The 12,930-nt window shown below is 68.5% G+C and carries 14 protein-coding genes and 1 pseudogene; 2 read left to right on the forward strand and 13 right to left on the reverse strand.

Annotation, left to right across the window (positions count from 1 at the left end):
• The 3 genes and pseudogenes from AQJ27_RS57530 to AQJ27_RS36800 form a co-directional block, all read right to left on the reverse strand.
• Positions 1-197, reverse strand: a pseudogene (locus AQJ27_RS57530) (hypothetical protein); the annotation flags it as partial.
• Positions 113-955, reverse strand: a complete 843-nt coding sequence (locus tag AQJ27_RS60925) for a M20/M25/M40 family metallo-hydrolase (RefSeq protein WP_079065515.1) — start codon at positions 953-955, stop codon at positions 113-115. The gene AQJ27_RS60925 and the pseudogene AQJ27_RS57530, both read right to left, overlap by 85 nt.
• Before the next feature lie 296 nt (positions 956-1,251).
• Positions 1,252-1,998, reverse strand: coding sequence for a 2OG-Fe dioxygenase family protein (locus AQJ27_RS36800; RefSeq protein WP_067378579.1), 747 nt, complete (start codon positions 1,996-1,998; stop codon positions 1,252-1,254).
• Between the two features lie 97 nt (positions 1,999-2,095).
• Between AQJ27_RS36800 and AQJ27_RS60930 the strand changes: the two genes are divergently transcribed.
• The gene (locus AQJ27_RS60930) at positions 2,096-2,458 is read left to right on the forward strand and encodes a response regulator transcription factor (protein ID WP_425275253.1); all 363 of its coding nucleotides are present in this window, start codon (positions 2,096-2,098) and stop codon (positions 2,456-2,458) included.
• 88 nt (positions 2,459-2,546) lie between these two features.
• Here the strand turns inward: AQJ27_RS60930 and AQJ27_RS36805 are convergent, their stop codons facing one another.
• From AQJ27_RS36805 to AQJ27_RS56630, 10 genes are all read right to left on the reverse strand, one after another.
• Positions 2,547-3,833: an ATP-grasp domain-containing protein gene (locus AQJ27_RS36805; protein WP_067378583.1), complete on the reverse strand. Its 1,287-nt coding sequence runs from the start codon at positions 3,831-3,833 to the stop codon at positions 2,547-2,549.
• 237 nt (positions 3,834-4,070) lie between these two features.
• The gene (locus AQJ27_RS36810) at positions 4,071-5,903 is read right to left on the reverse strand and encodes an AfsR/SARP family transcriptional regulator (protein WP_067378585.1); all 1,833 of its coding nucleotides are present in this window, start codon (positions 5,901-5,903) and stop codon (positions 4,071-4,073) included.
• Between the two features lie 111 nt (positions 5,904-6,014).
• Positions 6,015-7,040: an isopenicillin N synthase family dioxygenase gene (locus tag AQJ27_RS36815; protein WP_067378588.1), complete on the reverse strand. Its 1,026-nt coding sequence runs from the start codon at positions 7,038-7,040 to the stop codon at positions 6,015-6,017.
• Positions 7,037-7,726, reverse strand: coding sequence for a 7-cyano-7-deazaguanine synthase (locus tag AQJ27_RS36820; RefSeq protein WP_067378590.1), 690 nt, complete (start codon positions 7,724-7,726; stop codon positions 7,037-7,039). Before AQJ27_RS36820 ends, AQJ27_RS36815 begins: the two co-directional genes overlap by 4 nt.
• A gap of 102 nt (positions 7,727-7,828) precedes the next feature.
• Positions 7,829-8,809, reverse strand: a complete 981-nt coding sequence (locus AQJ27_RS36825) for an aspartyl/asparaginyl beta-hydroxylase domain-containing protein (protein WP_067378593.1) — start codon at positions 8,807-8,809, stop codon at positions 7,829-7,831.
• 970 nt (positions 8,810-9,779) lie between these two features.
• Positions 9,780-10,370 (reverse strand): GTP cyclohydrolase I, encoded by a 591-nt coding sequence (folE, locus tag AQJ27_RS36830; RefSeq protein ID WP_067378596.1) that lies wholly within the window; start codon positions 10,368-10,370, stop codon positions 9,780-9,782.
• A 37-nt stretch (positions 10,371-10,407) separates the two neighbouring features.
• On the reverse strand, positions 10,408-10,770 hold the full coding sequence (locus AQJ27_RS36835; protein WP_067378598.1) for a 6-pyruvoyl trahydropterin synthase family protein: 363 nt from the start codon (positions 10,768-10,770) through the stop codon (positions 10,408-10,410).
• Between the two features lie 37 nt (positions 10,771-10,807).
• Positions 10,808-11,521, reverse strand: coding sequence for a 7-carboxy-7-deazaguanine synthase QueE (locus AQJ27_RS36840; RefSeq protein ID WP_067378600.1), 714 nt, complete (start codon positions 11,519-11,521; stop codon positions 10,808-10,810).
• 13 nt (positions 11,522-11,534) lie between these two features.
• Positions 11,535-12,317, reverse strand: coding sequence for a class I SAM-dependent methyltransferase (locus tag AQJ27_RS36845; RefSeq protein ID WP_067378603.1), 783 nt, complete (start codon positions 12,315-12,317; stop codon positions 11,535-11,537).
• Entirely contained in the window at positions 12,314-12,508 is a 195-nt protein-coding gene (locus tag AQJ27_RS56630; RefSeq protein WP_159064474.1) for a hypothetical protein, read from the reverse strand. The genes AQJ27_RS36845 and AQJ27_RS56630 overlap by 4 nt, the downstream gene beginning before the upstream one ends.
• Positions 12,509-12,758: 250 nt before the next feature.
• On the opposite strand from AQJ27_RS56630, the gene AQJ27_RS56635 reads away from it, so the two are divergent.
• On the forward strand, positions 12,759-12,914 hold the full coding sequence (locus AQJ27_RS56635) for a hypothetical protein (protein WP_159064475.1): 156 nt from the start codon (positions 12,759-12,761) through the stop codon (positions 12,912-12,914).
• Positions 12,915-12,930: the final 16 nt, after the last annotated feature.

Genomic DNA, 12,930 nt, shown 5'->3' on the forward strand with positions numbered 1-12,930 from the left:
AAGACCTGTCGGAGAAAGGAGAAGGGCTGTTCATCGTCCACTTCGAGCGGGCCGTCCAGGGGCAGCACGAGGTGCCGCGTGTCGACCTGTTCGAAGTCGACCTCGCGGCGGGTCAGTTCCCGCAGGATCGGCCGCTCCTCCAGGCGGATCCGCGAGGTGAGGACGGCCGGCGGCCGCTTGTGGTCGGCCGGGGGCACGAGGTGCCTCCAGTTCTGCCCGGGCCGCTGGCGCGGGCGGGTTCGGCGCGGGCGAACTCGCCCAGGGCGGGCTCGCTTACCGCCGAGGCCTGCCGCGGCAGCGGCGAGGCCGGCACGTCGACGGCGGCCCGGAATTCGGTACGCCCCAGGCGAGGCCGACCACGATCCGATCGGCGGTGCCCAGCTTGAGCTTGGGCACCGGCCGTGCGCCGTTCTCGCGGATCGCGGCGCTCAGCGCGCGGACCACGGTCGGTACGCACCGAGCGCACCGCCGGCATGTGCTCCGACACCGTGACCCGGTGCTCGCCGGTGGGCAGCTCGCGCAGGAACTGCCCTCGCTGGTCCGCCTCGGCGGCGACATCCACGAGGCCATCGTCGAGGTGGCCTGCCAGCTGCCCGTCAGCTTCGACGTCGACCGCCTGGTCGAACAGGGCCGGGCCGCCGTGCCGCAAGTTCCAGCGTGCGAAGCGCTCCTGGGCGGTGGCCCACGGCTCGGCGGCGACCTCGACCGCGCCCGCGGCGGGTGAGCTGGTGTGCGCCGCGGACACGCTGACGCCGACGCTGAAGCGCAGGTTGCCCTTGTGGCCGACGCCCACGCAGGACGAGCCGCCGGGTTCCCCGATCATCACGGCGTCCGGCCGCATCCGGTCGACCAGGTAGCGGGAGCCCGCCGAGTGGCGTTCCTCGTCGACGGCGCCGACCACGACGACGCGGGCCTGCGGGTCGGATCGGGCGAACCGCGCGGCCGCGCAGATCATGGCCGCCCGCGAGCCCTTGGCGTCGACCGCGGCCCCGGCCGTGCTGGACGCCGTCGGCGAGCCGCACCGTCGGCCCGCCCGGCACGGTGTCGGCGTGGCCGAGCAGCAGGAGCTCGGGTCCGTCCGGGCCGCCGGCCTCGCCGCGCAGGTTGCCGGCCCCGTCGATCGAGGTCCGGAAGCCGAGTGCGGACATACGTCAGGCCAGAAAGCCGGTGAGGGCGCACTCGGAGCCCGGCACCGACGGGATGCGCACCATGGCGTGCGGCAGCTCCGCCTCGTTCGCCCGGTCCTTGGGCTCAGGTCACCGGGTTGAAGTCGATCTGGAGCATGTCACGCACGCCCGAGGCGCCCTCGGAGACGGTCGGCGAGACCTCGTGGGTGATCATGTTGTCGTCGAAGAATATGGAGTCGAGCGGCTGGAGCAGGGTGGTCTGCACGATGTCGCTGCCGTCGTTGGGGTGGACGGTGGACAGGCCGCCGGTGACGCCGTCGCGGCGCATCAGGTGCAAGCCGACGCAGGAATGGCCGTCGCGGTGGCGACCCTCGGGGGTGGGCAGGCCATCGGCGCCGGCGCGGGCGACGACGCGGACCAGGTGAACCCCGACCTTCCACGAGGTGTTGCCGTTGACCGCGGTCGCCATCCGGGCGTCGAAACCGACCAGGGCGCGCAAACCGGCGCTGAGCAGGACGTCCTCGGCGACCGGCTCGAAGACCCGGTCCTTGCCCTGCCAGAGCGGGATGGAGTCCTGGCGGAAGACGGCGTTGGGCAGGACCTCGAAGGTGACGGTGTCACCGTCGACGTCGACGCGCAGCCGACCGTAGCGGCGCTCGCGGTAGACGTCGACGCCGTCGACCTGAGTGTCGACCGGCAGATTCTCCCAGGCGCCGCGGAGTTCCTCGAGGTCGGCGTCGCTGATCAGCCCGGCGAGCTCCTGCTTGCGCATGACGACGAAGCCGGTGCGGCGGACCTGCTCCGAGAAGGTGGGCACGCCGTCACGGAGCTGCTGTCCGGTGGTCGGCGTGCTGCTGATGATGTCGGTCATGGTGTTTCCCCTCTGCACGGGTGTCCCGGCGGGGCCGGCGTTTCCGGCCGGGCCGGGTGCAGTTGATGTCGGATGCGGTTGATGTCGGATGCGACCGATGGTCCGGTCACGCCCGGTGACGACGGTCGCCGAATTGGCCGTCTCGGGTCTGATCACCCGAGAGATCGCCGATCGACTGCACATTTCAGTACGAACGGTGTCCGGCCACCTGTACCGGATGTTCGACAAGATCGAAGTGACGTCGCACGCCCCGCTGCCGGCTGCACTCACGCCTGGCGGCGGCCGGGGCGGGCATCCTGACCGGATCTCGGCACCAGGGAATCCCCAGGACTCCCCTGACTTGAGTTCTGACGTGCCGCTGGGTCGCATGGAACGCCTGCCGTCCGGCGGACACGCTCCCGGCCGGCACCCCGTCCAAAGGCCCTCAAGCAGCTCAACGCCCACCACAGGATGCCCGTGAGCACCAGGCCCTCGGAGCGGGCCGTGCCGAGAAGCCACGTTCGGTGGTCAGGTAGATCGCCAGAGGCGTTGTGTGTCGTGGCGTGTGCTCAGTCCTGCTCCTCGTACTCGACGTGCAGCGTCCGGGCGAGGTGGTCGAGGTAAGCCACGGCCTCCGCATCCGACTTGTGGTGGGAGAGCACGACCGCCGGGTTTCCGGACCAGTCCGGGTAGGGAAGCAGCTGTGCGCCGGGGCCCGCGGTCTGCACGACGTAGTCCACCTGCGGGTCGGTACGCACCGCGTCCAGGCCGCGTATCCGCTTGACCCGTCCGCCGCTGCCGATCGGCACCAGATAGGCCGCCGCGTGGCCGGCCGGTGCCGGCTCCTCACGCCAGCAGAGCGGCTCCCGGCCGAGGTGGATGCGCAGCGCCTCGGCGGCCAGGTCGATCCCGCTGCTGACGTGGACGAGGTGGTGCATATTGCCCCCGCCGCCGAGGCGCGCGGTCATCTCCAGCAGCACCGGCCGCACCCCGCCGACCAGCCGCAGTTCGGTGTGCGTGGTGCCTTCCGTGACGCCGAAGGCGTGGTGGGCACCGATCACCTCCGCCTCGATCGCGGCGAGTATCTCGGCGGGCAGTTGGGCGGGGGCCCGCAACGTGGTCTCCTCGAAGTAGGGCCCCGTCAATTCCCCCTTCCAGCTGATGGCACAGACCCGTGCCTGCCCGCGGTACACGAGGGATTCGGCGGAGATCTCCGGCCCGTCCAGGTACTCCTCGACCAGCACACTGGTTTCTGAGTCCGATCCGTTTTCTGAGTCCGATCCGTCGGCGGCGCCCAGGTGGGTTTCGACGAGCTTCCAGGTGCGGGCCACGGCCTGCTCCAGGCTGTCCCTGTCGTCCGCACGGATCACACCGAAGCTGGAGTGGCCGTTCGCTGGTTTGACCACGACGGGGAACCGCAAGGTCAGCGCGTCGGTCCAGCTGTCCGGATCCTTGATGACCACGAAGCCGGGCACGCCCAGACCCGCTTCCAGCAGGCGTTGGCGCATGCTGCGCTTGTCGCGCACCACGGCCGCCGCCTCCTCGGTCAGCCCGGTGAGGCCCAGCTCCCGAGCGGCGCGCGCCACGAACGGTATGACCCTTTCGTTGCCCGACATGATGCCGCCGAAGGGCTCCCGCCGGTAGCGGTCGGCGAGCGCGGACAACGCACCGTCCGGGTTTGCGTCGATGTCCAGTGGCAGCAGTTCGACCACCGCTTTGGCCCGCCCGGCGGCCTCAGTGGTGTCGTCCCCCCTGGGGATGAGGATCAGGTCGATACCGGCCCGCTCGGCGGCCTCGAACACCCAGGGAAATGTGGACAATTGACCGGCGAGGACGAGTTTCGGGCGCTGTGGCATGACGGTTCTCCAAGGTTCGGTTGCTTGGGCGGGTTCGGGCAAGGCGCGCCGGCCGGTACGGTCCTGCGTGAGATCACCCCGGTGATCGGTGTCCCCACTGCTGAAAGCTTCGCCTCTGAGCTGGGCGTTCGACGTCGACTCGCTGGAGCGGCCGCCGCGCACCACCCGCTGGAGACGGGCGATACGGCGGGCAAGGTCGTCCTGGAGCCGTGATCGTCAGGCCTGGAGCCGTGACCGTCAGGCGGAGCACATGACCGGCGCGTTGCTCTGCCGCGCCGCGAACGGGCGTATCCCAGGCTCCCATTCGTAGGAGAACCGGCCGTTCACGCACGGGTGCTGCGCGCGCAGCAGGTAGCTCTCCGACAGTTCCTCCAGCAGGTCCTCGGCCTGCTGATCGCTGATCCCCAGGGCCGCGGCGGCAAGCGCCGGCGTGAGCCGATCGGGGACGCCGGGAGACAACAGCGCGTACGCCAGGGACCGCGACTCGGCGGGCAGCGTCGCGAGCGTCCGGTCCAATCCGGCCCGCACGCCCAGCGGATCGCTGTCGGCGCCGCCGGACGCGAGGACCCAGGCAGTGGCCTGCCGGGCCGTCCAGTGCGGGCGGCGGCGCAACTGCGAAGCGACCGCGAAGAGCGCGCCCGGCAGCCCCCGGCACAACCCGGCCAGCCGTCGCAGCCCCTCCGGGTCCATGGTGGCCCGGTGGCTCGGCACGGAGGATGCCAGCAGGTGCAGACAGTCGTCGAAGGGCAGTCCCGCCAGTTCGACGTGGACCGCCGACGATGACACGAACAGCCGCCGTCGGCTGCCGATCACCACGCCGCAGCCGCCGCCGGACGGCAGCAGCGGCGTCAAGTCCCGTACGTCGCACACGTCGTCGAGCACCACCAGGACGCGTAGGTCGGCGGTCCAGCTACGGAACAGCAGGCTCAGGTCGGTCGTGCCCAGTCGCAACTGCTCCTCCGTCGCGCCGAGTCCGCGCAGGAACGAGCGGAGGATCTCGGCGGGCCGCACCCGCCGGCCGGCGCCGTCGCGCAGGCGCGCGTAGAGCCGTCCGTCCGGGTAGTGACCGCTCACCTGATGCGCGGCGTGCAGGCACAGCTCGCTCTTCCCCGTGCCGGGAGCGCCCCCCACGATCACGAGTGGCCGCTCCGTCCGCGCCCGGCCGGCCAGCACCCCGGTGAGGCGCGCCAGTTGGTCGGCGCGTCCGGTCAGACGTTCGCGCGGGGCGGGCAGATGGCAGGGCGCCCGGGTGGCGGCGGTCACGGCCGTGAGCCGCCCGGCGGGGCGCAGCAGTTCCTCGTCCGACATGAGCATGGCCGTGTGCAGGGCCTGGAGTTCGGGGGAAGGGTCGAGACCCAGCTCGGTGGCTATCCGCTCGCGTGCCCGCTGGTAGACCTGGAGCGCCTCCACCCGCCGGTCCATGCGGTAGAGAGCCGTCATCAGATTGCGCTGGGCCCACTCGTTCGTGGGTTCCCGCCCGGCCATCGAGGTGAGTTCGCCGAGCACCTCGTGGTGTCGGCCGAGGTGGAGGTCGGCTTCGATCCGCAGGTGGTGTGCGCTCGTACGCAACTCCTTCAGGCGGACCGCCTCGGCCTGCAGCGCGGGCCCCTTGCGCACGTCCACCAGGGCATCGTCCCGCCACAGCTGCAGCGCCGCGGCGGCCGTGTCACGGGCCCGTGCGAAGTCCTCGTCACGGAACTCCGCGCGGGCACGGGCGAGCAGCGGCTCGCACCGGAAGACGTCCACGTGGTCGGCCGGCAGCGACAGCTGGTAGCCGCCGTCGACCGTGCCCAGCAGCGGGCCGGCCGCCCGTACCGCGCCGCCGCTCCTCGGATTGCCGAGGGAGAACCGCTTCCTGAGCTGGTACACATACGTCTGCAGAGCGGTGTGCGCGCTGGTCGGCGGGTCGGCGTCCCACAGCTCGTCCATGAGTTGCTCGAAGCGCACCACCCGGCCCGCGTTCAGCACGAGCAGTGCCAGTGTCTGACGTACTTTCTGGGCGGCCGGCGCCAGGTCGACGCGGTGATCGTCCCCGTAGGCCTGGAGCGGCCCGAGAAGGTTGATTCTCATGAAATTCGCCCTGCCTCATGTTCGTTCGGTCCCCGTCAGACCGGCCAGCGACGCCACCGCCAGGCCCGACCACTCGGGCCGGGCGGTGAGGATGTGCTCGGCCGCCCGGTGTCAGGAACTCCTGGACCCGGCACCCGCGGCCAGGCTCGGGTGGTGTCGGGCAACGATGTCGGGGAAGGAGCGGATCAGCCCTTTCATGACGTTGTCGCCGTAGAGGGCGAACAACGGGTTGCCGGCGACGTCGATGACTCCGCCGGCGCCCTCGACGTATGGGCTGGGCAATGGCTGCATCGTGGCGTCCAGCCGAGGGTTGTAGAAGAAGGGAATGGAGTAACGGTTGACCCCCGGGGCGGGCCGGACCACCCGGTGGAGGGTGGCACGCACGTAGCCCCTCGTCGCCACCTCCAGCAGCTCTCCCAGATTGACCACGAACGCCCCCGGGATCACCGGCACATCGGCGAACTTGCCGTCCTCGACCGCGACCTGGAGGCCGCCGTTGCCGTCCTGGACGAGCAGGGTGAGCAGCCCGAGGTCGTTGTGAATGCCGGTCCCCTGGCCCTCGCCCACGTCCTCGCTCGCCTGCGCGGGACCGGGGTAGTGCAGGAGTTTGAGGTGGATCTGCGGATCCGGATCGACCACATCGTCCAGGAACCCGGCGGGGGCGTCGAGCGACTCGAGCAGCAGCCGCAGCAGTCGATGTGACAGATCGGTCAGCCGGGTGATCCATGACTCGATGGCCGGGCGCAGCTCGGGCATCGCCGCGGGCCACTGGTTCCGGCCGATCAGGCACCGGTAGGCGGGATCGCCGGGCTCGGGCTGCCGCTCGGGCTGCTCCGGCCCGATATCCAGTTGCCGGCGCTGGTCGGGCACACCCCGGGTGTGTTCGCGGCCGAGTTCGGAGTAGCCGCGGAACAGCGGCGAGTCAAGGATGTTCAGCGCGAGCCGATCGGCCTCGGGCAGGGCGAAGAACCGGCGGGTGAGCTCGAGCATGTCGTCGGCGTCCTCGACGCCGTGGCCGACGAGCTGGAAGAAGCCGATCTCGTGCACGGCCTTGCGCAACCGGTTCAGGAACTCTGCCCGGGCTTCTTCCGAACCGGCGGCGTCACGGAGGTCGAGCACGGGAAAGGGGTCGGTCATCGCAGCTCCTTCGAATCGCTGGTCTGGTAGGTCGTCGGGTCGGTCACGCCGGCGTCCCGGAATGCTTCCTGCCGCTCCCTGCAGGCGGCGCACCGTCCGCACTGGAGCGCATCGCCGCGAAAGCAGCTCCAGGTCTCGGTCCAGGGGACGCCGAGTTCCTCACCGAGCGACACCACGTCGCTCTTGCGCAGCCTGACCAGCGGCGCTGTCAGGGTCAGGTCGGGGTGCGCGTATCCGCGGGTCGCGATCCGCTCCATGGCGAGGAAGGAATCGATGAACGCGGCATTGCTGTCGGGCGCGGCCTGCAGGTCGTCGACCACCCCGACGGCCACCGCTTCCGCCTTCTCGGCCACGGCGACCGCGAAGGCGACGGACAGCAGAAGGGCATTGCGGTTGGGCACGACGTTCGGGCTCTCGCCGGACGACCCGCTCTTGTGATCCGGCACGTCAACGGTCGGGTCGGTGAGCGAGGAGCCGCTCAGGAGCTTGCCGACGGGGCTGAGATCGACGACGTCGTGCGGCACCCCGAGCGATCGAGCCGCCTTCACGGCGAACTCATGCTCGACGAGATGACGTTGGCCGTAGTTCACGGACAACAGGTGGAGTGTGTGTCCTTGCGCCTGGAGGTGGTAGGCCATGGTGACCGAGTCCAGGCCACCGGACACGATTGCGACAGTTTTCGGCATGCGCCGCCTTCCGGCAGACGGAAATGGAGGGAGGATCAGTACTTGGGGATCAGGGCCCCGGTGTGCTGTGCGCCGAAACAGCGGCGGACGTGCGGGCGTCCGTCACGACGCCGGCGTGGCCGGGACGAGCAGCTGGGTCGATCGGTGGCCCTTGCGGTAGGTCAGTTCGACTTCGGGCCGCGGACCGTCCAGCCTCGTGGTGACGGTTCGCTCCTCGCTCCACCCGACCAAGCGGTACTCGTGTCCGCCGAGGGCCACCAGCGGGAAGAGGTGGTCCTGGGGAGATCGCATGGCAAGGCCCGTGCCGGTGTCGACGATGCTGAAGGTGGCCTGCGGCTGCGGGCCGGTGAGCGACCCGAACACCTCTATCTCCAGCAGGTGCGCCGGCGCGTCGAACGAACACCGCGCAGCTTCCCGCTCTCGGTCGGTCGTGGCCACGGCCGGACGGTTGTAGAGCACATCCGAGCCGTTGAAGTAGTCGGCCCAGTCAGCCGGGAACAGCTGTGCGAGCTCCGGTGTGACGAGCACGTCCACGACGAGATGCACCCGATGCTCGGGACCGAGGTTCTGGATCTGGTGCTTGCGGCTGAAGTCGCCGAACCAGAACTCACCGGGCTGCCAGCGATGAATCCCCCCGTCAAGGTCCAGCGAGGCTTCCTCGTGGGTGATGACCGGGATGTGCAGCCGGGCCATACCCCAGTCCGGGGCGAACTTGGGATCGGAATGGCGGTATCCGACGACGCCGGGTCCGAGATCCATGAATCGGGCCGCGTAGAGGGGTCCGGGAATCGAGCGCAGGACCTCCCGCACGTACGGCATGTGGTCCAGCCACTCGGTGTCGGCGAACTCCGCACTGCCAGGGCCCCCTGGGTCGGTACGTGTCTTGTCACCACCGGGGCTGCGCACCGAGAGGCAGCGCCAGTCCTGTTCGGCCCACCTGGACACTCGCCCGTTCTCGTACGAGCTCTGCTCGTCCCACAGGTGGTCGCGCGCGGTCATGAGGTCGGCCACCAGCCGGTCGGCGTCCAGCACGGGGAGCAGCCGAACCGCTTCCGCAGGCGTCGAAGAATCATCTACGTTCATCGTTGTCCTTTCATGTCGACCGGACCGGATTCGTATGTGTGTCGAAGAGAACGGCCTCGGTTCGTGGCTCTCCGAGCTCTCCGAGCTCTCCGATGCGGATGCAGCCGATAGCTGTCACGATCACCGGCACGGCGAGCAAGTGGGCCCAGTACGGAGGTGATCGATGCGCCGGAGGATGTCCCGACGGCGAAGCCGGCGGGGACGGCGCTCGTGCCCCGGCTCTGGATCTCGTTGACGCGTCCGGTCGGTGCGGGATGCACCGACGGCAAGGAACAGAGCCGAGAAGATCGCACCGATCACAGCGCCTGCGAGCGGGCAGACGACGAGCGCAGCGCAGACGACAAGAGCAGCAAGGGGAGACCAGGACGTAGCCGTTGGGGCCACGGCCGTTCCGACAAGGAATGCCGCGAGTAGCCACGGCGTGGTGATACGCATGCGGATCGCGGGCGTAAGAGCTCCAGAACCCATCGCTGCGACGATGCCGGCGGTCGACAGTCCTGCCGGACAAGAATCCAGTACAACCCCGCCGGGATGCTTTGCCATCGGCCGTCCGCGTCGGGCACGGCCGATGATCCAGCGATCGCGCGACCGCGCGATCCGAGCAACACGACGAGAACCAGGCCTGTCATACCGGCGAGATAGCCGGCCAGGCAGCGCCCAAGCACTCGACTCCGTCGGCCGCGATCGACCAGTCCGCCCCGCAGCGGTCCGGAGATCGCGCTCGTGAGCGGCATCGCGCACGTCCCGAGCGCCGCGCCGGACGCGGAGTACCCGGGCGACGCGAACAGGAGGACAGCGATCGAGAACATCGCGGCGGGGTACTTCGACCGCGGCAAGACCGCGACGGTCCCGCGGGCACCTGGCAGGGCCAGGAGTTCGCGATGGCCCTGCAGCGCTCCCGAGCCGTGCGATCCCGTCGCCGCACCACCTGGATCGCTCACTGCTTTCACTTTCGGGGTCGAATGGCTCGTCACGCCCGGAGCAAGTCGAACAGCTCGGCCCGGAGCCCGGAGTCCGTGCTGAACTCCCCGCGATATGCGGTCGATGTCATCTGCGCGGCAGCCTTGATGCCGCGCATCGACATGCAAAGGTGCTCGCCCTTCGCTATGACCGCGACGTCCGGGGTGCCGCTCAGGGTGCTGATCTCGAGCGCGATCTGGTCCACGAGGCGCTCCTGGACCTGCAGCCTGTGCGCGTACTGATGGGCGACCCTGGCGAACTTCGACAAGCCGAGCAGTTGCCCCGTCGGGCGGTACGCGATCGTCACGGAGCAGTTGAACGGCAGGAGGTGATGCTCGCACAGCGACCAGACCTGAATGTCTGAGACGACCACGAGCTGGCTCGTGCCGATGGACTCGAAAAGCGTGCCCAGCGAACCCGGGTCGTAGTTGATGAACTCTCGCCACCAGCGAGCGAACCGCGCAGGTGTGTCGCGCAGTCCGTCGCGATTCGGGTCCTCGCCGATCTCCGCCAACAGTTGGCGGGCGATCTCGACCAGTGGGTCCTCGGTCGTCCTCGACGCCGCCGAGTCACCATCGAGGTCCAATTCTGTCACCGACATGCGGTCACCTTTCGTTCGGGCTTCGGAGTTACTGACCTCACGGCCGGTACTCGGCCCAGGTCTTGGGAGTTTCTGAGATACGAACGCAGGTCAATTCGGGGAACTCCATCGACCAGGTCTTGTAGACCCACGCTGCCATGTTCTCAGCCGTCGGATTTTCGTCCATCACATCGTTCAGATGCCGATGATCAAGATGATTGTCGAGCCACACCTTGAACGCGGACAATTCTCCGTAGTCTCGAACGAAGCCCACGGGCGACAGATCCTTGTCGTCGGCTCCGAGCTCCAACTCGATCACGTAGTTGTGCCCGTGCATTCGGGCACATTGGTGCTCAGGAGCAAGGCCGGTGAGCTGATGACTGGCCGAGAATTCAAATTTCTTCGAGATTCGAAATGTCATCGATCCGAGTTCCGTTCTTCTTTGCGTGTGCCGTTGTTCACACGCCGCGTTTTTCGTCCCACAACAAGGTGTGCAACCTGGTCGTCAGATTCCAGCCGCGCTTTACCACCGCGTCGGCCAACTCGCTCATGTGTTTTGTGACATCGTCGGCCGTACGCCCGATCGGCATGATCCATACCGAGGGCAGGTCGAAGGTGGCAACCAGCTGGGCCACTTCGTCGAGATCTCGGGTGTTCTGGCAGACGAACTTGAACGTGCTACCCGGAAGTGCCGAAAGACTGGCGAGTGCGGCAGGGACGATCCTGCGCTGCAGGGCGTCGCCCGAGTGCGACAGCTTCGGCGAGACGTTGAACCTGACGCCGGCGGCGATGAGTTCGGGGTGCGCGGCGTGCGTCCCGTTGGTCTCGATCTCGATCTCTTTACCGCGTCCGGTCAGTGCTGTCACCAGAGGAATCAGTCGCTCTTGCTGACCCAGGGGCTCACCGCCGGAAATGACGATCAGCTCGGTGTCGAATGCGAGCAACTCCGCGAGGACATCATCGACCGGGCGACGGTGCAGCTCCTTGCGCGGATCGTGGGCGACCCCGCTCTCACCGGCTCCGGTCCAGTCCCACGTGTATGGCGTATCGCACCACGAGCACGACAGGTTGCACCCGCCGAGTCGCAGGAACGCGCACCTGCGTCCGAGGGACCGGCCCTCGCCCTGGACGGTCGGACCGAAGATTTCGTTGACTACGAGATCCTGCTCCATGGCGCACCGTTTCCTATGAGTGGGAGGGCTCGACGGCTGCCGGCTTCTGCGCCTGCACGATGAACCAATGCCGGCTCAGCCGGACGCCCTGATCGACGGTCACCGCGGCGACATATCGATCGAATGCCTCCTTGTCCGCCGCCGGATCGTAGTTGTCGACGATCGGCACTTGGTGCAGAAAAGTGTCGAGATCGGCCGCCGAGTGGTAGAACTCCTCGAACCGGAACGCCTGGTTTCTTGTCACGATGAAGCCTGCATCGGAGAGCTCTTGAGCAATCTCCTCCGACAAGGGCGTGCCGTTCCAGCTGTCGAAGTTCTGGCCGCGACCGAACGTTTCCTTCAGCTCGCGCGCGTCCTGCTCCCCGATCCCCATGTACATCACGACCCCACCGGGGCGCAGCACCCGCTCGAACTCACCGGCGATCAGCGGACCGCGGCGGGAAGTGACCACATCGGCGTACCCATCGGGCAGCCCCGTGTGGGCGGCGTCGCACAGCTCGAACGTGACGTGCGACAGACCTGCCTCCGCTCGATACCGCGCGGCGCATTCCAGCATCGACGGCGACAGATCTATCCCGGTCACGGCGCCGTACGCACGAGAGATGCGCAACAAACTACGCCCGTCGGCGCAGCCGACATCCAGCAGTCGGGCGTGCGGCGCTCCCAGTGCGGTCGCCAGTTCATCGAAGACGGTGTCCGGGCGGCCGTCGGCGAATACGTCGGTGCTCCGCGCATCGCTGAAGTAGCCGCCGAACCGCTCGGCCACCCGGGAGTAGAACTCCGCGTCCATCGTCATCCGTGCACCTTCCCCTGAGCCACGGTCAAAGAGAGGCCCTGGAGCGCACGCACCGGTTCCTTTCTCTTCCGTGGGAACTCGCTGACAAGGTCTACCGCTGCTGTCGCAGGGGTCTTTGTACTGCGCTGCGATTCGGTTTCCGGGACGCCGAACGCGGCGGGCGTCACCGCGTCCCGGGTCACTACGGTCATTCGGACCACTCCTTGAGGGCCGTCCCCCTGAAGGGGCGCCGAGGTCGGCAGGACCCAATCTCCGGTGTCGCCCTATCGGCCCGGCATCACGGCCCATCCACGGCGCGACGGGGCCGGGATAAGGCGGTGATAGCGCGAGCATGCGGCCGCGATGGGCACCTGGTTCACACTGGATTTCAGCAACGCCCGGACGGATTGCGAAACGGGTTGCGAAAACGCCCGGACGGGTTGCGAAGCGAGGAGAACCGAGATGGCCATCAAGAAGTCCATCAAGAAGTTACTGGCCGCCGCGGGGGCCGTCGTCGTGTTGGCCCTGGCCTCTGCAGGACATCAGCACGGCGTGGAGCAGCGCCCCGCCGGCGTGACGCTGACCAACGAAACACCCCGCAACACGCCGTGGACGTGACGGACCAGCATGCCTC

Origin of the sequence: Streptomyces olivochromogenes (assembly GCF_001514115.1) — a bacterium.
Taxonomy (GTDB): Bacteria; Actinomycetota; Actinomycetes; order Streptomycetales; family Streptomycetaceae; genus Streptomyces; species Streptomyces olivochromogenes.